General features: G+C 71.0%; 14 protein-coding genes. 2 read left to right on the forward strand and 12 right to left on the reverse strand.

From position 1 onward, the window contains the following. Positions 1-167: 167 nt before the first annotated feature. The 5 genes from ACNNMR_RS13835 to ACNNMR_RS13855 form a co-directional block, all read right to left on the reverse strand. Positions 168-4481 (reverse strand): Rne/Rng family ribonuclease, encoded by a 4314-nt coding sequence (locus ACNNMR_RS13835; RefSeq protein ID WP_419994893.1) that lies wholly within the window; start codon positions 4479-4481, stop codon positions 168-170. Between the two features lie 237 nt (positions 4482-4718). Beyond that, positions 4719-5516: a TIGR03936 family radical SAM-associated protein gene (locus ACNNMR_RS13840; protein WP_419994894.1), complete on the reverse strand. Its 798-nt coding sequence runs from the start codon at positions 5514-5516 to the stop codon at positions 4719-4721. A 165-nt stretch (positions 5517-5681) separates the two neighbouring features. Next, a complete protein-coding gene (locus ACNNMR_RS13845; protein WP_419994895.1) occupies positions 5682-6971 on the reverse strand; it encodes a hypothetical protein in 1290 nt (429 codons plus the stop codon). Continuing rightward, entirely contained in the window at positions 6937-7521 is a 585-nt protein-coding gene (locus ACNNMR_RS13850) for a GNAT family N-acetyltransferase (RefSeq protein WP_419994896.1), read from the reverse strand. The genes ACNNMR_RS13845 and ACNNMR_RS13850 overlap by 35 nt, the downstream gene beginning before the upstream one ends. Continuing rightward, complete coding sequence (locus ACNNMR_RS13855; RefSeq protein WP_419994897.1) at positions 7514-7828, reverse strand: hypothetical protein; 315 nt, start codon at positions 7826-7828, stop codon at positions 7514-7516. Before ACNNMR_RS13855 ends, ACNNMR_RS13850 begins: the two co-directional genes overlap by 8 nt. A gap of 114 nt (positions 7829-7942) precedes the next feature. Between ACNNMR_RS13855 and ACNNMR_RS13860 the strand changes: the two genes are divergently transcribed. Beyond that, positions 7943-9370, forward strand: coding sequence for a recombinase family protein (locus tag ACNNMR_RS13860; protein WP_419994898.1), 1428 nt, complete (start codon positions 7943-7945; stop codon positions 9368-9370). Positions 9371-9434: 64 nt separating this feature from the next. Here ACNNMR_RS13860 and ACNNMR_RS13865 read toward each other — a convergent pair whose 3' ends face one another. Together ACNNMR_RS13865 and ACNNMR_RS13870 are read right to left on the reverse strand one after the other, a co-directional pair. Further along, a complete protein-coding gene (locus tag ACNNMR_RS13865; protein WP_419994899.1) occupies positions 9435-11363 on the reverse strand; it encodes a TIGR03960 family B12-binding radical SAM protein in 1929 nt (642 codons plus the stop codon). A gap of 103 nt (positions 11364-11466) precedes the next feature. Continuing rightward, positions 11467-13110, reverse strand: coding sequence for a CHAD domain-containing protein (locus tag ACNNMR_RS13870; protein WP_419994900.1), 1644 nt, complete (start codon positions 13108-13110; stop codon positions 11467-11469). 218 nt (positions 13111-13328) lie between these two features. Between ACNNMR_RS13870 and ACNNMR_RS13875 the strand changes: the two genes are divergently transcribed. Further along, complete coding sequence (locus tag ACNNMR_RS13875) at positions 13329-15434, forward strand: transglycosylase domain-containing protein (RefSeq protein WP_419994901.1); 2106 nt, start codon at positions 13329-13331, stop codon at positions 15432-15434. Between the two features lie 394 nt (positions 15435-15828). Here the strand turns inward: ACNNMR_RS13875 and rodA are convergent, their stop codons facing one another. From rodA to ACNNMR_RS13900, 5 genes are read right to left on the reverse strand one after another with little or no spacing between them, the layout of a single operon-like run. Next, positions 15829-17025: a rod shape-determining protein RodA gene (gene rodA / locus ACNNMR_RS13880; protein WP_419994902.1), complete on the reverse strand. Its 1197-nt coding sequence runs from the start codon at positions 17023-17025 to the stop codon at positions 15829-15831. Continuing rightward, positions 17025-19115 carry a penicillin-binding protein 2 gene (gene mrdA / locus ACNNMR_RS13885; protein ID WP_419994903.1) on the reverse strand — a complete coding sequence of 697 codons (2091 nt, stop codon included), beginning with the start codon at positions 19113-19115 and terminating at the stop codon, positions 17025-17027. The genes rodA and mrdA overlap by 1 nt, the downstream gene beginning before the upstream one ends. Further along, the gene (gene mreD, locus ACNNMR_RS13890) at positions 19112-19822 is read right to left on the reverse strand and encodes a rod shape-determining protein MreD (RefSeq protein ID WP_419994904.1); all 711 of its coding nucleotides are present in this window, start codon (positions 19820-19822) and stop codon (positions 19112-19114) included. Before mreD ends, mrdA begins: the two co-directional genes overlap by 4 nt. A gap of 5 nt (positions 19823-19827) precedes the next feature. Then, the gene (gene mreC / locus ACNNMR_RS13895; RefSeq protein ID WP_419994905.1) at positions 19828-20835 is read right to left on the reverse strand and encodes a rod shape-determining protein MreC; all 1008 of its coding nucleotides are present in this window, start codon (positions 20833-20835) and stop codon (positions 19828-19830) included. Between the two features lie 22 nt (positions 20836-20857). After that, complete coding sequence (locus ACNNMR_RS13900; protein WP_165244236.1) at positions 20858-21877, reverse strand: rod shape-determining protein; 1020 nt, start codon at positions 21875-21877, stop codon at positions 20858-20860. Between the last annotated feature and the right edge of the window lie 716 nt (positions 21878-22593).

Consider the following 22593-nt stretch of genomic DNA (forward strand, 5'->3'; position numbering starts at 1 on the left):
CGACGCTCCAGGTTACGGGACCGATTACGACCAGGTCAAACCAGGTCTGACGGGGCCACGAGACCTCTTCCCGGCCTGGTCAGAGGCAGGGAAACGGTGGGGCCCCACCCAAACCCGCCCGCCACCCCGCGGAGCGGAGCAACGGGCGGGTGGGTGGGTACAGCCCTCTACTCGTCCGCGGAGGCCGTGACCTGCGGGGTTGTCTCCTGCTCAGCTGCGGCGGTCTTCTTCGACGCGGCCTTCTTAGCGGTCGTCTTCTTCGCCGCGGTCTTCTTGGTGGCCGTCTTCTTGGCCGCGGTCTTACGGACCCGCTTCTTCGGCTTCTCCTCGGCCTCGGCGGCCGCCTCCGCAGGCGCCTCCCCGGCAGCGACCTCCGCCGGAGCCGACTCAGCCGCAGCCGACTCCGCCGCCTTCGGCGGACCCGCAGGCGACGACGCCTTCCGCGTCGCCCGGCGGCGCGTACGCGGCTTCGGCTCCTCCGCCGGCGCCTCCGCCTCGGCCTTGGCCTCCGCCGGCTCCGCAACCGGCTCCGGGGCCACCGGCTCCGGCTCCGCGACCACCACAGCCTCCGGCTCCGACACCTTCGGCGCCCCCGCCGGCGCGGTCGCCTTACGCGACCCGCGCCGCCGCGCCGGCTTCGCGCCCGCCGCGGCCTCCGCCTCGGCAGCGCTGCCGTACAGCTCCTCGTCGGGCGCAATGGTCGTCTCAGCCGCGACAGCGGCCTCGTGCACCTGCTGCGCCCGCTCCTTGGCCTGCTCCTTGGCCTCGGCGTCCTGGGCAGCGGCGGCGTCCTTGGCGGCAGTGTCCTTGGCCTCCCGGGCCTCCTTGGACTTGCCCTTGCCCTTCTTCTTGCCGCCACCGCCGCTCGCCGACGGCTGATCCATGTGGACGATCACGCCGCGGCCGTTGCAGTGCACGCACGGCTCGGAGAAGGACTCCAGCAGCCCCTGCCCGACCCGCTTCCGGGTCATCTGGACAAGACCCAGCGACGTAACCTCCGCCACCTGGTGCTTCGTGCGATCCCGGCCCAGGCACTCCAGCAGCCGCCGCAGCACCAGATCCCGGTTCGACTCCAGCACCATGTCGATGAAGTCGATCACGATGATGCCGCCGAGGTCGCGCAGCCGCAGCTGGCGCACGATCTCCTCGGCCGCCTCCAGGTTGTTCCTGGTGACCGTCTCCTCGAGATTGCCGCCCTGGCCGGTGAACTTGCCGGTGTTCACATCGACCACGACCATCGCCTCGGTCCGGTCGATCACCAGCGAGCCACCCGACGGCAGCCAGACCTTCCGGTCCAGCGCCTTCATCAGCTGCTCGTCGATCCGGTTGGCGGCGAAGACATCGGTGTCCGACGTCCACTTCTCAAGCCGCCCGGCGAGGTCGGGAGCGACACCCTCCACGTACCCGTGGATGGTCTCCCAGGCCTTCTCACCACTGACGACGACCTTCTTGAAGTCCTCGTTGAAGATGTCGCGGACGACCCGGACCGTCATGTCCGGCTCGCCGTAGAGCAGCGTCGGCGCATTGCCGCCCTTGGCCTTCTTCTGGATCTCTTCCCACTGCGCCTGCAGCCGCTCGACATCGCGGGTGAGCTCGTCCTCGCTGGCGCCCTCCGCGGCCGTACGGACGATGACGCCCGCGTCCTCGGGGACGATCTTCTTGAGGATCTGCTTCAGCCGCGACCGCTCGGTGTCCGGGAGCTTCCGGCTGATGCCGGTCATCGACCCCTCGGGCACGTACACGAGATACCGGCCCGGCAGCGAGACCTGGCTGGTCAGCCGCGCGCCCTTGTGCCCGATCGGGTCCTTTGTGACCTGCACGAGGACGGACTGCCCGCTCTTGAGCGCGTTCTCGATCCGCCGCGGGCCATTGGCGAGCCCGAGCGCCTCGAAGTTGACCTCACCGGCGTACAGGACGGCATTCCGCCCCTTGCCGATGTCGACGAAGGCGGCCTCCATCGACGGGAGCACGTTCTGGACCTTGCCGAGATATACGTTCCCGACGTACGAGGTCGCCTGCTCCTTGTTCACGAAGTGCTCGACGAGGACGTTGTCCTCCAGCACGCCGATCTGCGTCCGGTCGCCGTTCTCCCGTACGACCATGACCCGCTCGACGGCCTCACGGCGCGCCAGGAACTCGGCCTCGGTGATGATCGGCACCCGGCGGCGCCCCTGCTCGCGGCCTTCGCGGCGGCGCTGCTTCTTGGCCTCCAGGCGGGTGGAGCCCTTGATGGACTGCACCTCGTCGGAGGGCTCGCTCTTGGGGCGCGGCTCGCGGACCTTGGTGACCGTACGCTCCGGGTCGTCGCCCGCGGCATCGCCCGCGGCGTCGGAGGCGTCCCGGCGACGCCGGCGGCGGCGACGGCGGCTGGAGCTGCCGCCCCCACCGGACTTCGGCTCGCCCTCGTCCTCGGCGCTGTCGTCGGCCTCGCCGGCGTCCTTGTCCTCGGCCTCGTCGGCATCGGCGGCGGCGCGCTGCTCGGAGCCGTCGGCGTCATCCTGCTCGGCGGACTCGCCGCGCTTGCGGCGACGGCCGCCACGACGGCGGCGGCGGCCGGAGCGCTCGCCGCCCTCGCCCTCGCTGTCGCCGCTGTCATCGGCCTCCGCGGCCTCGTCCTGCGCCTCCTCGTCGGCGTCCTCGGCCTGCTTCTCCTCGGCCTCGAGGGCGACGGCGGCGCGCTGCGGGGTCTGGAAGGCGGGCTCGGTGAAGACCGGGGCCTGGAAGAGCGATGTGGACGCGGCGGCGGGGGCGGGGGGCTCGGCTGCGGCCTGCGGCTCGGGGGCAGCGCCCTCGGCCTCGGGGGCGGCCTCGGCGGCTTCCGGAGAAGCCTCGGGAGCTGCCTCAGGCGAAGCGGCCTTACGGGACGCCCGGCGACGGCTCCGCTTCGGCGCCGCCTCCTCGGCGGCCTCGGCCTTTCCGGCCTGCGCGGCCTGCGCGGCCTGCTCCTCGGCCCGGTCTGCGGTGCTTGCCTCGGTGCTGTCCTCGGTCTGCGAGATGACCTGCTCCTCTGCTGTGGCGGAAGCCTCCTGCGCAACGGCGGGTGCGCTTGCGCTGCGAGTGGTACGACGGCGCCTGCGCGCCACCGGTTCCGCTTCGTTACGAGTGGCCTCCGGCCCGGCGGCGGCGTCAGCCGTTGCCTCGGCGGGGGCCTGCTCGGTGGTGGTCTGGCTCTGCTCGTCGGCGGCGGCCTGCGGGGCCCCTGCGGGGGCGCTCGCACGGCGGGCTACGCGACGGCGGCGGGGGGCCGCGTCGGCGGCGGGGGCGGCGGGCTCCGCGGTGGGCGCGGGGGCCGCGGGTGCTGCCTCGGCGGTTACGGCGGTCTCGGGCTCGGGGCTCGCCGGCTGTGCTGCCGCAGGGGCGGCCTCTGCGGCCGCGAGCGCGGGCTCGGCGGGCTCCGGCGCGGCGGCCGGGGCGGTCACGCGGCGCGTGGCGCGACGGCGGCGGCGCGGGGCCTCGGTGGCGGGCTCCGGGGCGGTGTCGGGTGCGGCCTGGGCGGCCGCGCCGGTCTCGGCGGATGCGTCGGCGTGGGCCGGCGCGTCAGCCGGGGCGGATGCGTCAGCCTGGGCCGGTGCGCTGGCCTGGGCGGCCTGGGCGGATGCGTCGGCCTCAGCAGGCGCGTCGGCCTGGGCGGCCGGGTCGAGCTGGGCGGTCTCGATGACCGCGTCGGGCTGGGCGGCCGAGTCCGGCTCGTGGCTCTCCGCGGCGGCCTCGTCGTCGAAGGGGGCGGGCTCCGCCACTACGGCGGGCTCGGCCTGCACCGCGCTCGGGGCGCTGACGTCACGGGTGGCGCGGCGGCGCCGGCGGGGCGGCGCGGCGGAGGCGGCGGCAGGCTCGGGCTCGGAAGCCGCGGCGGCGGGCTCGGCCTCAGCGGCGGCCCCGGCCTCGGCGGCCGGTGCGGCCTCGGCGGCGGTCATGACGATCTCGCCCGCGGCCTCGCCCTGAGGCGCAGCCACGCTGCGGGTCGCCCGGCGGCGGCGCCTAGGGGCCGCGGTCTCCGGCTGCGGCTCGGAGGGCGCTGCCGGATCGGCCGCTGCCGGGTCGGCCGCGGCGGGCTCGGCCGCGGCGGTGGCCGGTTCGGCCCGCTCCGCGGTGGGCTCCGCGAGAGTCGCGGGCTCGTCCTGTGCGGTCGCTGCCAGCGGTGCGGGCTCGGCCGCCGGATCCAGCAGGTCGCTCTGCGCGGTGGCCGCCCTCGCGGTGGCCTGCGGCTCGGCCGCGATGGCCTCCCCCGCGCCGGGCTCTACGCCCCCGGTGACCTGGGCGTCCTCGGACGCCGCCACCGACGGCTCCTCCTGCCGTATCGTCGCCGCCTCCGCGGCGCTAGCGGCGCTCGCGGTGCCTTCGGCACCAGTCGCCCCTACAGGCGGCCCCGCCGGGCGGGACGCCGCGCGGCGGCGCCGCGGGGGCAGGGTGTCGCTGGGACTGTCGCTGACCTCGAAGCTGGCCCCGGATTCGTTCTCCGTGGGCTCGATGGGCTCGAGCATGCGGGTGGTACTCCCGTCACGCTCCCGGGCACCACGCCCCTGACTCGGCCGGGCAGCCCGCGACGCGTTGCGTCGCGGAGCCGCGGCCCGGGGCGTAAGCGCCGCACGGGAGCTCTTGTCTCGCTCGCCGTACCCGCCCCACCTGAAGTGGGACGGACCGGCGAAAGTCTGCTGGTCCGTGCGCTCGCCGAGGACGGGTGGCTCCTCGTGCCGCGGCGGCGCGATTACGACGCAGCCCTATTCAGTGCCGTCCGGCGCCTTCGCGACGGGCTGCTCCGTGGCCGTGGGTGGGGCCGGAGCGGCGTCGCGGTCGGGCGCTAGCGGGTCGGTCACCGAACCGGTCTCCTCAGCCAGCGGCCCCTGCGCCAGCCTGGTCACCGCTGCGGCGACCGGCGGCGCCAGGTCGGCCACGGCTCGAAGGCCGGACAGGACGTCGTCGGGTCGTACGGCAGGTGTCAGGTGCCGTACTACCAGGCGCAGTATCGCACAGGGTCCCGCCCCTGGCCTATCGGCCTGTGGATAACCGGCCCCGTCGTCCGTCTCCCCGACGGCCTCGAGCGACACCACCGCGGCCCGCGCGTCGAAGGTCCGCATGCCCTTCTTCGTCTGCCGCTCGACCTCGACTTTCTCCGCCGCGGAGAAGGCCTCGACGGCCTTCCGCGCGGCGTCCGGCTCGACGCCGTCCAGCCGGAGCTCCCATACGGACGCCTCCAGCCGGTCGGCGAGCCCGGGGGTACGGGCCTCGACGGCGTCGGTGATGTCGAGCCCGTCGGGCAGCGACTCGTCAAGCAGCTCGGCGAGCGGCTGCGGGTCGCGGTGCGCGGTGAGCGCGATCTCCAGGTACTCCGCCTCGCTCCCGGTGCCGGTCGGGGCGGCGTTCGCGTACGAGACCTTGGGGTGCGGGGTGAAGCCCGCGGAGTAGGCCATGGGGACCTCGGCGCGGCGCAGCGCGCGCTCAAAGGCGCGCTGGAAGTCGCGGTGGCTGGTGAACCTCAGGCGGCCGCGCTTGGTGTAGCGCAGTCTGATGCGCTGCACCGGGGGTGCTGGCGGCGGGCCTTCGGGCTGGCGCTTGCCCAGGGTCGGTCAGTCCTTCGTCGTGATTTTCCGTACGGTGTGACTCCGTCAAGGTTACGCCGCGTACAGAGCGGTTCGGCCGCTCGGCCTCGAACGCCGGCCGGGCTGAATCGGCGCCTCGCGCCCTCAGCGGTGGCGGCCGCCCTTATCCAGGGCCACCGGCTCCGGCGCCTGCTTCGGGGCGCCGAAGAGCGCCCGCCGGATGTCCGCCCGCGTCTGGCGGGCCGTGTCCCTGGCCGCCGTCAGGGCCGCGCGTGTCGCCCGCCCGGCATCGCGGAGCGCCTCGCGTACGGCCCGCCCCGCCCCCCGGAACGCCGCCCCGACCGGCCGCAGCACATGCTCACGCACCGCCCGCCCTGCCGGGCGCAGCACCGACCCCCACACCCACCGGAACGGTGCGAACAGCGCCCGCCCCACCCAGGCGATGCCCCGCCAGATCGCCCGCGAGATATATCCGGCCGCCCGCCAGGCATGCCCCAGCGCGTTCCACGTCTCCCGCGCCACGACCACCACACCGGTGCCGATCAGCCGCCCGCCCGGCAGCAGCACCCACCGCCACACCGCCACAAACGGCCACACCAGCCCCGCCACCAGCATCCGCCCGGTCCAGAGCAGCCCGTGGCCGAGCGGGGTGAGAATCTGCGCGTACGCCCAGGAGACCGGCACCACGACCAGGTACCGCCACAGCCAGGCCGCCCCGGCGGCGATGCCGAGCGCGACCGCCGCCACCCCCGCGGCCACCATGAGGGCCACCCAGCGGACCGCGTGCCCGACGGGTGTGAGGAGATAGCGGTAGAGCGCGCCGGCCGGGGCCACCAGGAGCCAGTGCAGTAGCCAGGAGAGCGCCGTGCGCAGACCGCGTCCCGTAGCCGAGGCGCCGTGGCCCACGTGGCGGAGGAGCCACATCACGGCGTGACCGACCGGGGTGAGGAGCGAGCGGTAGGTCCAGACGAGCGGGGCCACCACGAGATAGCGCCAGGTCCAGGCGATCGGCGCGACGACCAGATACCGCCACACCCACGCCACCGGCGTCACGACCACGTACCGCCACAGCCACCCGAGCCCCGCCCCGATGCCGCGCAATACGGCCCCGGTCCCGGCCGCCAGCCCGCGGACGAGCCACGCGACGCCGTGCCCGACCGGGGTCAGCACCACCCGGTAGATCCACGCCAGCGGCGCCACCACCAGCATCCGGCCCAGCCAGCCCAGCCCGCGCCCCGCCGGACTCAGCACCCCGCGCCGGAACGCCCGCGCCCCGGCAACGACCGCGTCCCACACGAACCGCACCGGCAGCACCAGGACCAGCACCACGATCCGCACCGGAATCCGGATAGCGGTCGTCAGGCAGCCCTCGGCGGGCAGTTCGCGCTGTGGGTGCGGCTCAGCCGCCGCCTTCTCGAGCTTCACCGGCTCCATGTCCCGCCCCCGTATCGACCCAGTACCGCAGCTTCCCGTGCCGCTGGTCCTCGAACACGCCCCCGCAGGTCTCGATCACTTTACGGGAGGCCACATTGCCGGTGTCACACGTGACCAGAACGGAACGAAGCCCCAACTCCCGCGCCACCGGCAGCACCGCACGCAGCGCCGCGGTGGCGTAGCCGCGCCGGCGGGCGGTCGGGCGGATGTCGTAGCCGATATGACCGCCGATGTCGCGCAGGAACTCGTTGAGTTCGTGCCGGACGGCGATGCGCCCGTAATACGTGTCGGTGTCCGCGTCCACGACCCACAGCTGCGTGCAGTGCACCCAGCCGGGCCGCGGCGGCACCGCGTGATCGGCCTCCTCGCGCAGGCCTGCCGCATACGCCGCGAAGACCGCAGGGTCCTCCCAGCGGCTACCCCAACCACGCAGGTCCCGCCCGACATTGGACCCGTCCTCGGGCACGCCCCGCCCCTCGGCGGCGAACTCCTTCATCGCTTCCAGGAAGGAGGCATGGAACCGCGTATCCGGTGTGCTCAGTTCAGGCATCGCGCCATTGTGGCGCACTCTGCTCCGCCGGCCCCGCAGTCCGCTCCGTGACTCCGCTCCGTGCGCGCCTGACCTCCTCCTTGAACCCAGGCTCCCGCCCCTTGTCGAAGGCACCCTCCTCATCCAGCTCGATGAGATCGACGAACGCCCGCTCGCGCCTGCCGCGTGCCGCTACTTCCGCGAGCGCGGCATTGACGGTGTCCTCCTTGGTCTTGGTACCCAGCTCCTTCGCCGCTTCCCGCAGCACCTCTTCATCAAGATCGAATACAGCCTTGGCCATCGACCACCCCTCCGGGAACAGCATCACATTAGCCAGGATAACCAGGCACCAGAACTGAAGAAACATTTCAGCGGCAGCGGAAAGCGAGGGAGTTCACAAAAATGAACACACATCCGTTGCCGCGTAATACGCTTCCCAAACATGGCGACATACGACATCAAGGCCAAGTGGACACCTGCAGATCTCGCCCATCTGATGGAGTTACACGAATGGGAGGCGTCGCTCCCTCCGGACGCCCCTCGCGCCCTACTCTCCGTCCGGCTGTCAGTGCTGACGGACAACACCACCTCACCGGTCCGTCAGGAACTCGACCTGCGCCGACTGGCAAGCGAGAAGGGCTACCGGGTCATCGGAGTTGCCTCGGACCTGAACGTATCGGCGACGAAGGTGCCGCCGTGGAAGCGGAAGGCACTGGGTACTTGGCTCAACGATCGCATCCCCGAGTTCGACGCCATCCTCTTCTGGAAACTCGACCGCTTCATCCGGCGTATGTCCGACCTCTCAACCATGATCGAGTGGTGTGAGCAGTACGGGAAGAATCTCGTCTCGCGAAACGACACCATCGATCTGTCCACACCTGATGGCCGCCTGATGGCCAGGCTGATCGGCGGTCTCGCGGAGATCGAAGCGGCCAACACCAGTACACGGAGCACGAGCCTCTGGGACTACGCACGCACGCAGACCGACTGGCTCGTCGGCAAGCCGCCGTACGGGTACATGCCGACGAAAGCGGAGAGCGGCAGGACCGTCCTCGCCATCGATCCGGACGCCGCCAGGTCCCTGTCCTGGGCCCGACGCATGGCCCTCCGCGGCGTTTCCGCCCGGCGCATGGCCCACTGCCTCGTCCGCTCCGGACTCATGTCGCCCGGCCTCACAACTGCGACCCTCATCCGGCGACTCCGTAACCCCGCGCTCCTGGGCTATCGGGTGGAAGAGAACAAGCAGGGCGGGAAGCGGCGAAGCCGCACGGTACGCGGCCGCGACGGCAGGCCGATGCTCATCGCTCCGCCGATCTTCACGGTGGATGAGTACGACACCCTCCAGGCCGCACTCGATGTCCGGGGCAAGGACCAGCCGCCCCGGCGCTCGGGCGGGGCCACACAATTTCTGGGGGTACTGATCTGCGCCGACTGCTCGACCAACATGACAGTGCAGAAGACCAGACGCACGGATCGGGAGTACACGTACCTGCGCTGCCGGAAGTGCAAGAGCGGTGGTCTCGGCGCCCCCGACCCGCAAGGTGTGTACGGCAGATTGGTGCAAGAAGTCCTGAGCAGCCTCGGCGATATCCCCGTCCAGGTCCGTGAATACACGCCCGGCACCGGCGGCGGATCGACCCGGGACCGGTGGACGCTCACATACAGCGGAAAGACATTCCGTGAGGCGTGGGAAGCCGGGGGCATGGCAGCTATGGCCGAGGACTTGCGCCGCGCCGGTATCACCTGCGAGGTCACCCGGCAGAAGGTCAAGGGAGTGCGCGCACCATCAGTTGGCCTGCGACTGAAGATTCCTCACGATGTGCGTGCAGGCCTCGTTGTCCGGCAGGACGCATTCGCGGCGAACTCCTGAAAACCAACCCCGCCCAGGGCTGTCACGGCAGGGAAGCCACCGTTTCTGTCGGGACATGGCTGCCCTATGAGTTCTTGACCGTCAGCGGGAGAAGCTTCTGACCAGTGGGCCCGACCTGAATGTCGAGGCCGAGTTGAGGACACACTCCGCAGTCAAAGCACGGCGTCCAGCGGCAGTCCTCGACCTCGGTTTCGTCCAGGGCGTCCTGCCAGTCCTCCCAGAGCCAGTCCTTGTCGAGGCCGGAGTCCAGGTGGTCCCAGGGGAGGACCTCTTCGTACGAGCGCTCGCGCGTCGTGTACCAGTCGACGTCGACGCCGAACTGCGGCAGCGCCGCGGCCGCGGCCTTCATCCAGCCGTCGTACGAGAAGTACTCGCGCCAGCCGTCGAAGCGGCCGCCGTTCTCGTACACCTCTCGGATCACCGCGCCCACGCGGCGGTCGCCGCGGGAGAGCAGGCCTTCGACGATGCCCGGCTTGCCGTCGTGGTAGCGGAAGCCGATGTTGCGGCCGTAGCGCTTGTCGCCGCGGATGCGGTCGCGGAGCTTCTCCAGGCGGGCGTCCGTGGCCTCCGCCGAGAGCTGTGGGGCCCACTGGAAGGGGGTGTGGGGCTTGGGCACGAAGCCGCCGATGGAGACCGTGCAGCGGATGTCGTTGGACCCCGCGACCTCGCGGCCCTTCTGGATGACCTTCGCGGCCATGTCGCCGATCTGGACGACGTCGTCGTCCGTCTCCGTCGGCAGGCCGCACATGAAGTACAGCTTCACCTGGCGCCAGCCGTTGCCGTACGCCGTGGCGACCGTATTGATCAGGTCGTCCTCGGAGACCATTTTGTTGATGACCTTGCGGATGCGTTCCGTGGCGCCCTCGGGGGCGAAGGTCAGGCCCGAGCGACGGCCGTTCCTGGTCAGCTCGTTGGCCAGGTCGACGTTGAAGGCGTCCACTCGCGTGGACGGCAGCGACAGGCCGATCTTGTCCTCGGTGTAGCGGTCCGCCAGGCCCTTCGCGACCTCGCCGATCTCGCTGTGGTCGGCCGAGGAGAGGGACAGCAGGCCCACCTCCTCGAAGCCCGTCGCCTTGAGGCCCTTCTCCACCATGTCGCCGATGCCCGTGATCGAGCGCTCCCGGACCGGGCGCGTGATCATGCCCGCCTGGCAGAAGCGGCAGCCGCGCGTGCAGCCGCGGAAGATCTCCACCGACATGCGCTCGTGGACCGTCTCCGCCAGCGGCACCAGCGGCTGCTTCGGGTACGGCCACTCGTCCAGGTCCATGACCGTGTGCTTCGCTACGCGCCACGGCACACCCGAGCGGTTGGGGACGACGCGCGCGATGCGGCCGTCCTCCAGGTACTCGACGTCGTAGAAGCGCGGGATGTAGACCGTGCCGGTCTTGGCCAGGCGCAGCAGCAGCTCGTCGCGGCCGCCGGGGCGGTCCTCGGCCTTCCAGGCGCGGATGATGTCGGTGATCTCCAGGACCGCCTGCTCGCCGTCGCCGATGACCGCCGCGTCGATGAAGTCGGCGATCGGCTCCGGGTTGAAGGCGGCATGGCCGCCGGCCAGGACCACCGGGTGGTCCTCGGTGCGGTCGGCGGCTTCCAGGGGGATGCCGGCCAGGTCGAGCGCCGTGAGCAGGTTGGTGTAACCCAGCTCCGTGGAGAAGGAGACGCCGAGGACGTCGAAGGCGGACACCGGGCGGTGTGCGTCCACGGTGAACTGCGGGACGCCCTCCGCGCGCATCTTCTCCTCGAGGTCCGGCCACACGCTGTACGTGCGCTCGGCGAGGACGCCCTCGCGCTCGTTGAGGACCTCGTAAAGGATCATGACGCCCTGGTTGGGCAGGCCCACTTCGTACGCGTCCGGGTACATCAGCGCCCAGCGGACGTCGCAGGCGTCCCAGTCCTTGACGGTGGAGTTGAGCTCGCCGCCGACGTACTGGATCGGCTTCTGGACATGCGGGAGGAGGGCCTCCAGGCGCGGGAAGACCGATTCGACAGGCATGGGGAATGTCCTTGAGCTGCGGGTTCCGGGATTACGAAGGTGACCATTCAGCGTAACGTGCCCTCCGCGCACCTTCCTCTTCCCGCAGGTCAGAGGCTTCCCCTCAGCCCAGCTCCGCCCGCAGCCCCGGCTCGCTCACCCGCTCCCACAGCTCCGGCAGCTCGCGCTCGCACGCCTCCGCGCGCGCCTCCTCGCGGCCGTAGAGGAGGCCGAAGGTGAAGGCGTTCTCGCCGGCGGCGGCCGCCTGGGCGGCGAGGTCGCGCAGCGCTTCCCGTACGACGACGCTGTCCTGGTGGTCGCCGAGCAGCTCCTGGACCTCGGTCATCCGCGCCGCGAACCGCTTGGCGGGCTTGCCGACCGCCGCCCTGGCCGCCTCGGCGGCGTAACGGGTGCGCTTGGCGGCCTTGCGGGCCTCGTGCATGGCGAGGTCCGTCTCGGGGCTCGACGGGCGGTCGAGCGCGTCGGCCACGTATGCCGCCAGCCGCTCGTAGTCGCGCCTGACCACGTCCGGGATGACCGCCTCCGGCGGCTTCGCCGCGGCGGGCTTGAGCGGCGGGTCGGCGAGCAGCGCGTCCAGGGTGTCGAGGAGGGTGAGGTAGCGCTTCCCGTCGAGTACGGCCACGAGCCGGCGCCGCGAGCCCTGGCGGCGGGCGGCCGACCAGGTGCGCAGGCGGCCCCGGACCGGGCCGGCGGTGAGCGTGCGGGGGAGTCCGTCGAGGCCGGCCTGGATACGGGCGGTGAGCACCTCGCGGTCGCGGTCGATGCCGAGCTCGGCGGCGAGCCACTTCAGCTCCTCGCCGACCGGGTCGGTGGCGGCGCGGTCGAGGATCTTGCGGTAGCTGCGGAAGGCGCTGCGCAGGCGGCGGGTGGCGACGCGCATGCGGTGCACGGAGTCGGGGAGGTCGCGGCGGACGGCCGGGTCGAGCTCGACGATGGCGGTGACTTGGGCGCGGAGGTAATCGAGGATGTGGTCGGCGGCTGTGGGGGGCGGCGGGGGTGGTGGCTCGGTGGGCTTGGTGGCAGGCTTCTTGCCCTTGGCGGATTTCTTGCCCTTGGTGGACTTCTTGCCTTTGGCGGCCTCCTTGCCTCCAGCGCTCTTGCCGCCCCCTTTCCCCTTCTTCTTCGGGGCGAACTCCGTTTCCGCCAGCGCCCTCGCCAGCTTCGACGGCGCATCGGACGGCCGCAGCCCGCCCTCGATCAGCCGCGCCTCGACCGCATCCAGCAGCGCCGGCTCCTGCCCCTCCGCCAGCTCCACCTCCACCTCGGTCCACGACGCCGCACGCAGCTCGCCGTCCGTCAGCCGCTTCGCGGTGACCCGGTCGATCGAGGCGTCGGCGAGCGGCACGCCCTCGGCGCCGAGCAGCTGCCACACCGTCCTGCGGGACTCGATACGTACCAGCGGGTTGAGCGCACTGTCCCGCACCCGGGAGCGGACCAGTGCGGTGAGCCGCGCCGGGACCTGCTCGGCGAGCGGTGCCCGGATCTCGTCGCGTACGCCAGGGGCCACCGGCAGCTTCAGGTGCCAGCCGGCGTCGTCGCCGCCGGTGCGGCGGCGCAGGGTGATGCCGTCGGCGGCGAGGCGCCGGGCGGCGGTGTCGTAGTACGTGGCGTCCAGGGCGTCGGCGCCCTTGTCCACGACCGCCTCGACACCGGGGACTCCGGTGAGGTCGGGCAGTCGCTCGTCGTGGCCGTCAGGGGTCGCAGTGAACTCGTATTTACGCTCGATCTCCCGCACTGTGTCCGCCATGGCCTGAATCTAGCTGCGGATGACGCGGGCAGGCAGGGGGCGAGCCGCCATGAATGTGACATTACCCGCACACCCCTGATGAAACCGCAGGTCAGAGAGGTGGCCGATATCGGCCAGCCGAGGAATGGGTACTCTGCCCGGTTAACGTCGTCTACATGCTTCGCTCCCGGTCTGCCCGTTCCGCGTCAGATGAGCGTCCGCGGTCCCGGCGCCGGCGGGTGCTGAAGTGGACCCTGCTCACCGCCGCCGTCCTGTTCGTCGCGGGCGCCGGCGCGGTCGCGTACGGCTATACGACGACCAAGCTCCCGGCCGCCAATGAGGCGGCGCTCGCGCAGAACAACACGTACCTCTACGCGGACGGGTCGCTGCTCGCCAAGGACGGCGACGTGGACCGCGAGAACATGCCGCTCAGCCGGGTCCCCGAACACGTCAGGCACGCGGTCCTCGCGGCCGAGAACCGCGACTTCTACCACCGGCCGGCCGTCGACCCCGTCGCGATGACGCGGGCCGGCTGGAAGACGCTGCGCGGCGAAGGCGTGCAGTCGGGTTCGACGATCACGCAGCAGTACGTGAAGAACCTCTACCTCACGCAGGAGCAGTCGGTCTCCCGCAAGGTCCGGGAGATCTTCATGGCGGTGAAGGTCGACCGGCAGATGTCGAAGGACGACATCCTCGAGGGCTACCTCAACACCAGCTACTACGGCCGCGGCGCGTACGGCCTGCAGGCGGCGGCGCACGCCTACTTCGCCAAGGACGCCGAGGACCTCGACGTCTCCGAGGGCGCCTTCCTGGCGGCGGCGCTCAACTCCCCCAGCGCGTACGACGTGGTCGCCCACCCCGAGAACAAGAAGGCGGCCGGGCAGCGCGTCACGTACGTCCTCGACGGCATGCGCAAGGAGGGCTGGCTGTCCGCCAAGGAGCGCCGGGCGGCGGGCTTCCCCGAGCTGTCCGAGCAGGGCGACGACCGCGGGCTGTCCGGGCAGCGCGGCTATCTGGTCGAGGCGGTGAAGTCGCATCTGCTGGCGTCCGGCACGCTCTCCGAGAAGGAGCTGGCGGCAGGGGGCTATCGGATCACCACGACGATCCAGAAGCCGCGGCAGGACGCGCTGGTCAAGGCGGTCAATGACGAGCTGGTGGCGAAGCTCTCCGACTCCCGGAAGGCGGATGCGAGCGTACGGGCGGGGGCGGCGTCCATCGATCCACGCAATGGGCAGGTGGTCGCGCTGTATGGCGGGCGCGACTATGCCGAGCGGTACGTCAGCAACGCCACTCGGCGGGACTATCAGGTCGGGTCGGTGTTCAAGCCGTTCGTCTTCACTGCGGCGGTGGACAAGGGCGCGACGACGACTGACGGGCAGCCGATCGGGCCCGACACGATGTACGACGGGACGAGCCGGCGGCCGGTGACGGGCTTCGCGGACTACCGGCCGCAGAACGAGGACGACGTCTCGTACGGCGAGATATCGGTGCAGCGGGCCACGGATGCCTCCGTGAATTCCGTGTACGCGCAGATGGCGCAGGACGCGGGGCCTGAGGCGGTCCGCGATACGGCGGTGGCCCTGGGCATCCCGAAGGACACGCCGGACCTCAATGCGTATCCCTCCATCGCTCTCGGTCCGGCGACGGCCTCGGTGCTGGACATCACGTCGGCGTACGCGTCGCTGGCGGCGCACGGGCAGTCGCATGAGCCGGTCTTCGTGTCGAAGCTGACGCGGCAGGGGGAGGCGGTCGAGCTGCCGGAGGCGGTGTCGAAGCAGGCGGTGTCGCGGGAGGCGGCGGATACGACGACGTCGGTGCTGCGGGGTGTGGTGGACGACGGTTCGGGCGCGGCGGCCCAGGCGGTGGGCCGGCCCGCGGCCGGGAAGACGGGTACGGGCGAGCACAACCGCTCGGCGTGGTTCGCGGGTTATACGCCGGAGCTGGCGACGTCGGTCGCGATCTTCGGTCAGGATCCGAAGACTGGGGCGCAGGAGTCGCTGCACGGGGCGCTGGGCGAGGCGCGCATCAACGGCGGCGGCTATCCGACGCGGATCTGGGCGGCGTACCAGGAGGCGGCCCTGCGAGGCACTGCCGTGCAGCCCTTCACCCTCTCCACACAGGACCCCCCGGCCCCCGCCCTCCCGCCGTCACAGGGCGGCCCGCTCGCCCCGTCGCCGCCGTCCGCGCCGGAGCCGCCGGCGGAGGAGCCGGGCTCTTCGGCGCCGCCGGAGATCCCGGAGGCGAACCCGCAGGACACGCCGCCGTCGTCCCCGGACCCGGAGGAGCCGCCGGCGGATCCGGACGATCCGGAGCCTGACCCGGGGCCTTCCGAGAGCGAGCTGTAGCGGATGTTTTTCCCACCCGCCCGCCCGTTGCTCGGTGCGACTGGGGGCAGGCGGGCGTAACGCGTCGCATGGGGCTGGCAGGCACGTAGGTCAGCACGTAGGGACGGTTGCGCGGAATGTCCCGGGTCGGGCGAGCCGGAGCGCCGGGCGGAACGGGGGCGCCGGGGCACCGGGGCGCCGGGGCACCGGGGCACCGGGGCACCGGAGGGCCGGGGCACCGGGGCACCGGGGCACCGGAGGGCCGGGGCACCGGGAGCCACTGAGGGGTCCTGTGGCACCGGAGCGCCAAGTCTCACCGCCCCCACGCACCCGTCGCACGGAGCAACGGGCGGGCGGGTGGGCTCTCCCCGCCAGGTACCCAGTCGCACGGAGCAACGGGCGGGTGGGTGGGCCCCTACGCCGACATCGGCCGTTGCACCGCGATCGACTGCAGCAGCCCCACCGCGATCCACACCGCGAACATCGACGACCCTCCGTACGACACAAACGGCAGCGGCAACCCCGCCACCGGCATGATCCCCAATGCCATCCCAATATTCTCGAACGCCTGGAACCCCAGCCACGCGATGATCCCCGCCGCCACAATCGTGCCGTAAAGATCCTTCGCATTCTGCGCGATCCGGCACGCCCGCCACAGCACCACACCGATCAGCAGCAGGATCAGCCCGGCCCCCACAAACCCGAGCTCCTCCCCCGCCACCGTAAAAATAAAGTCCGTCTGCTGCTCCGGCACAAACTGCCCGGTCGTCTGGCTGCCCTCGCCCAGCCCCTTGCCCAGCGCCCCGCCCGACCCGATCGCAATACGCGCCTGATTCGTGTTGTAGCCGACCCCCGCCGGATCCAGCGCCGGATTGGCGAAGGCCGCGAATCGCGCCACCTGATACTCGTCGAGCATCCCCAGCGACACGACCGCCACCGCGCCACCCACAGCCGCGCTGACCAGCCCGATGACCCACCGATTCGAGGCCCCCGACGCCAGCAGCACACCCAGAATCGTCATCGCGATGACCATCACGGACCCGAGGTCCGGCATCAGCATGATGATGGCGATCGGCAAGGCGGCCAGCGCCAGCGCCTGCAGCACCGTCCGGTGATCCGGATGCTCCCGGTCCCCCGCGTCGACCCGTGCCGCCAGGATCATCGCCATACCCAGGATGATCGTGATCTTGGTGAATTCCGACGGCTGCACCGTAAAGCCGCCGCCCAGACTCAGCCACGCATGCGAGCCGTTGATGGTGACGCCCAGCGGCGTCAGCACCAGAATGATGAGCAGGACGGACGCGCCGTACAAGAACGGCACCGCCCCCCGCAGCGTCCGATGCCCCAGCCACACCGTCCCCGCCATCAGCGCAAAGCCGATGCCCGTGAACATCACATGCCGGAAGAGAAACCCTTCCCCGATGTCATCGCGATTGCGCGTCGCCGACCACACCAGCGCGGACCCGATCACCGACAGCGCCATCGCCGCCAGCAGCAGTTGCCAGTCGAGCCGCCGCACCAGCGAGCCGGGAGCCGTCAGCTTGCCCCACGCACCCTGCTCGGGCTGGTACCGCCGGACGTAGAAGCCTCCCGACGACGAGGAAGAGCTCATCACGGCGACTGCACCGTCCCATCCGCGGAGATCTTCGGCAGCTTGCGCTGCGGCTTCGGGAGCAGGGCCTTCTTCGGGTTGATCTTGCCGTCCTTGTTGACGCCGTACAGGGCGTTGTAGACCGCGCGCACCGCCGGCGCCGAGGCGCCGGAGCCCGTGCCGCCCTGCGAGATCGTCATCACGATCGTGTAGTCCTTGGTGTACGTGGCGAACCACGACGTCGTCTGCTTGCCGTAGACCTCGGCCGTACCGGTCTTCGCGTGCATCGGGATCTGCTTCTGCGGCCACCCTTCGAAGCGCCAGGCCGCGGTGCCCCGGGTGGCGACACCTGCCAGCGCTTTGTCTATGGCCTTACGGGTCCCCTCGCCCATCGGCAGCTTGCCGTGCGACTTCGGCTTGATCTCCCTGACGTCCTTGCCGTCCGGGCTGATCACCGCCTTGCCGACGGTCGGGTCGTACATCGTGCCGCCGTTGGCGATGCCGGCGTAGATCACCGCCATCTGCAGCGGGGTGACCTGGGTGTCGCCCTGGCCGATGGAGTAGTTGACGGCGTCACCGGCGCGCATCTTCATGCCCTCCAGGCAGTTCTCGCGCGCGATCTGGGTGACGTAGTCCTTCTTCTTGGACTTGGCCTGCTTGCACCAGGCGTCCTTGTTGGCGCGCCAGTAGTCCGCCTTCCACTGCCGGTCCGGGACCCGCCCTGCCACCTCGTTCGGCAGGTCGATGCCGGTCTCCTTCCCCAGCCCGAACTGCTTCGCGGTCTTGAAGAACCAGTCCTTGGGCTTCTTCTTCGGCTTGTTGCCGCCGTCCTTCTGCCACTCCTTGTGCGCGAGGCGGTAGAAGACGGTGTCGCAGGAGACCTCCAGCGCCCGGCCCAGCGAGATCGAGCCGTGGCTCTGCGACTCGAAGTTCTTGAAGACCTGGCCGCCGATGTTGTACGAGCTGGAGCACTGGTAGCCGCCGTCGAACGGGTAGCCCGCGTTCACCGCCGCCGTCGTCGGGATGACCTTGAAGATCGAGCCGGGGGCCGACTGACCCTGTATGGCCCTGTTCAGCAGCGGGTAGTTGGACTTCTTGCTCGTCAGCTTCTGGTATTCCTTGCCGTCGATGCCGCCGACCCAGGCGTTCGGGTCGTACGTCGGGTTGGAAGCCATCGACACGACCCGGCCCGTCTTCGCCTCCATGACGACCATCGCGCCGGAGTCCGCCTTGTAGTTCCGCTCCGTGTTGCGGTCGAACTCCTTGCGGGCGGCCTTCATCGCCTTGTCGAGCTCCTTCTCGGCGATGCCCTGGACGCGCGAGTCGATGGAGGTGACGAGCGTCGACCCCGGCACGCCCTTCTGCCCCTTCGCCTCTCCTATCACCCGGCCGAGCTTGTCGACCTGATAGCGCTTCACGCCGGCCTGGCCGCGCAGGTCCGCATCGTACGAGCGCTCGATGCCGGAGCGGCCGATCTGGTCGGTGCGCAGCAGCGGGTTCTTGCTGTCCTCGGCCTTCTTGATCTCGTCGTCGGTGACGGGCGAGAGATAGCCGAGCACCTGTGCGGTGTTGGCGCCCGCGGGGGCGGCGTAGCGGCGCAGGGCGGCGGGCTCGGCGGAGATGCCGGGGAAGTCCTCGGCGCGCTCGCGGATCTGCAGCGCCTGCCGCGGGGTGGCCTCGTCGGTGACCGGGATCGGCTGGTACGGGGAGCCGTTCCAGCACGGCTTGGGGGTCTCGGCGTCGCAGAGCCGGACCTTCTGGATGACGTCCTTGGGCTGCAGACCGAGCACGCCGGCGAGCTTGGTGAGCACTTCCTTGCCGTCGTCGTCCATCTTCATCAGCGCCGTACGGGACGCGGAGACGACGAGGCGGGTCTCGTTGTCGGCGAGCGGGACGCCGCGGGCATCGATGATCGAGCCGCGCACGGCGGGCTCGATGACCTGCTGGACGTGGTTGCCGGAGGCTTCCTTCTCGTATTCGTCCCCATTGCGGATCTGCAGATACCAGAGCCGCCCGCCGAGCGTGGCCAGGAGCGAGAAGACCAGCACCTGGATGGCGATCAGGCGGATCGTGACTCGGGTGTTCCGGCCGGTGGCAGGAATATTGGTCACAGGCGTTTGACCCCCTTGATCTTGCTCACCTTCACCTTCGAGGGCGCCTTGCCCGTGAAGACCCCACCCTTTTGGCGGCCGATCAGTCCGCGGCCGCGGTTGCGGCGGCCGCCGCGGCCCGTCGCGGTGCCTGCGGCCAGCCAGCGGTACGCCGCGTCACCCGCGGCCGATCCTGCGGTGCCGTCCGTGCCGTCCGCGACCACCTCGCGCTCGGCCTTCCGCGCCAGCGCCATGACCGCGGGGACCACGAACGGCGCCAGCAGCAGGTCGTACAGCGTCGACGAGAAGATCAGCCCGCCGAGGCCGATGCCGCGCGCCGAGCTGTCGCTGACCAGGGCGCCGACGCCGGCGTACAGCAGCGTGGAGCAGATCGCCGCGCCCGCTACCACCACCATCGGCCCGGCGGCCGATCTGACCTGCCCCTTCTCGGGCTTGACCAGTCCGGCGAAGTAGCCGATGACGGCGAGCACGAGGGCGTACCGCCCCACCGCGTGGTCGGCGGGCGGGGCGAGGTCGGCGAGCAGGCCCGCGCCGAAGCCGACGAGCGCGCCGCCGGTGTGCCCGTAGACGAGGGCGAGGGCGAGGACGACGAGGAGCATCAGGTCCGGGACCGCCCCCGGGAGGTGCAGCCGGGCGAGCACGCTCACCTGGATGACCAGGGCCACGACGACCAGGGAGGCCGCCAGCAGCAGACGGTTGACGTGCATCGTTCTCAGTTCCCGTCGTCGAGACCTTCGTCAGGGTTGTTGCCGCCGTCGTTGGCGAACGGCTCGTCGACCGGCTGTCCGTCGCCGCCCTGGCCGCCCTCTTCGTCGGGCTTGGCGGTGACCGTGACGGTCGGGGCCGGCTTGGGCTTGGCCGGCTTCTGCGGCAGCACGGTGTCGCGCGGGTCCTCGCGCGGCGGCTGTACGACGACGCCGACGATGTCGAGCTTGGTGAAGGAGGCGTACGGCTCCACGTACACGGTCCTGGTCAGGTCGCCGCCGACGGGCATGACCTTGGTGATACGCCCTATCGGCACGCCCGGCACGAACGGCTTGTCGGCCTCGGAGCCGAAGGTGACGAGGCGGTCGCCCTTCTTCACCTTCGCCTTGCCGTTGAGGAGCTGTACGCGCATGGCACGCTCGCCCTGGCCGGTGGCGAAGCCGAGCTCGTTGGACTTCTCCAGGCGGGTGCCGACGGTGAAGTCCGGGTCGTTGGCGAGGAGGACCGTGGCGGTGGTCGGGCCGACGGTGGTGACCCGGCCGACCAGGCCGCTGCCGTTGAGCACGGTCATGTCGCGGCGGAGGCCGTCCTGCTCGCCGGCGTCGATGGTGACGGTCCAGTTCAGGCCCTGGGCCGCTCCTATGGCGATGACCTGCGCGCCCTTGATGCCGTACTGGCCCGCGCCCGCGGTCTTCAGCAGCTTGTCGAGCTCGCGGGCGCGCTCACGGTTGCGGTCGTCGCTGCCGAGGCGGCCGCGCAGCTCGGCGTTCTCACGCTCGAGCTTGGCGACCCGGCTGTGCCGGTCGTCGGAGTCCCGTACGGCCGCGATGGCATTGCCGACCGGGTCGACCACGGTGGCGACGCCGTTCTCCACCGGCCCGAAGGCGGTGGCGGCGCCGCGCTTGGCGGAGTCGAGCGGCGAGTCGTCGCCGCCGCGAATGTCGAGGGTGATCAGCGCGAATGCCACGGTCACCAGCAGGAGCAGCAGGATCCTGCTCTCTCGTGTGTCCCTCACGAGTTATTTCCCCCGCCCCGTGCTATCTGCGGGGCTGGGCGTCGAGCACCTGCTGCAGCGCCTCGAACTCCTCGACACATTTGCCGGAGCCGAGCGCCACGGAGTCGAGAGGCTCCTCGGCGATATGGATGGGCATCCCTGTCTCGTGCCTCAGTCTCTCGTCGAGGCCGCGCAGCATGGCGCCGCCGCCGGTGAGGACGATGCCGCGGTCCATGATGTCGCCGGAGAGCTCCGGCGGGCACTTGTCGAGGGTGGTCTTCACGGCGTCCACGATCGCGTTGACCGGCTCCTCCATGGCCTTGCGGACCTCGGCGGAGGAGATGACGACGGTCTTCGGGAGCCCGCTGACCAGGTCACGGCCGCGGATCTCGGTGTGCTCTTCCTTGTCCGTGTCGTACGCGGAGCCGATCGAGATCTTGATGGACTCGGCGGTCCGCTCACCGAGGAGGAGGCTGTACTCCTTCTTGATGTGCTGGATGATCGCGTTGTCCAGCTCGTCGCCCGCGACGCGGATGGACTGTGCCGTGACGATTCCGCCGAGGGAGATCACGGCGACCTCGGTGGTGCCGCCGCCGATGTCCACGACCATGTTGCCGGTGGCCTCGTGGACCGGGAGCCCGGAACCGATCGCGGCGGCCATCGGCTCCTCGATGATGTGCACCTGGCGGGCGCCGGCCTGGGTCGAGGCCTCGATGACGGCTCTGCGCTCGACTCCCGTAATGCCGGAGGGGACACAGACGACGACGCGCGGGCGGGCCAGGTAGCGGCGCTTGTGGATCTTCAGGATGAAGTAGCGGAGCATCCGCTCGGTGATCTCGAAGTCGGCGATCACGCCGTCCTTCAGCGGCCGGACGGCGACGATGTTGCCGGGCGTGCGCCCGATCATCTTCTTCGCCTCGGCGCCGACGGCGAGGATGCCGCCGGTGTTTGTGTTGATCGCGACGACGGATGGCTCGTTGAGGACGATGCCGCGGCCTCTCACGTACACCAGGGTGTTGGCCGTCCCAAGGTCGACGGCCATGTCGCGGCCGATGAAGCTCATGTTGTTCCCCATGGGATGCGTCAGGCCTTCCGAGCTCTGGTGGGTGGTGGGCGATGATCGGCGGCGGCCAGTACGTCTACTGGTCCCGTAGGGACATCGTAGTCACGCGAGGTCGCTACGAGTGAGACGCCACCCGGCCGAATCTTGGCCCGTGTCGTGCGATGCCCCTTCCCGGGGTGGGGGCGGCATATGCCGGTCGGGGGCCTCGAATTCTGGGTTTCTTCTGACTGGGGGTCAGGCTGTTACGGGGTGTGAGCTGGGCGTTCACCTTACGTGATCCTCCCACCCACCCGCCCGTTGCTGTCGCGTGGCAGGGGGTGGGCTGGGCTTGGGCGGGCCGCAGCCCCTGCGGAGCCGCTGGGCGGCGGCTTCGGCGGGTCCGTGACCGTTACGGAGCCGGTGAGCTGCGACTTCGGCGGGCCGCGACTTGCTGCGGAGCCCGTGAACAGCAACCTCGGCGGTCCACGACCGCCGCGGAGCCCGTGGGCAGCAACCTCGGGCGTGCCGCAGAGCCAGAAGCCCCCCGGTGACCAGCGCCTCCACCGAACGCGCGACCGCGGCACCACGGCCCCCTACGAGCCCATGAGCAGCACCCGCGGCGACCACACGACCCGCGGACTTGCGTTGGGCCGCACGGCCCAGAGAGCCCGCGAGCCCTTGTGTGCGCCGTACGGCCCAACGAACCCTGCGGGCAGCGCCCGCCAGGCCGCCCGCCC

It is taken from the genome of Streptomyces boninensis, assembly GCF_048572725.1.
In the GTDB taxonomy this organism is placed as follows: domain Bacteria; phylum Actinomycetota; class Actinomycetes; order Streptomycetales; family Streptomycetaceae; genus Streptomyces; species Streptomyces boninensis.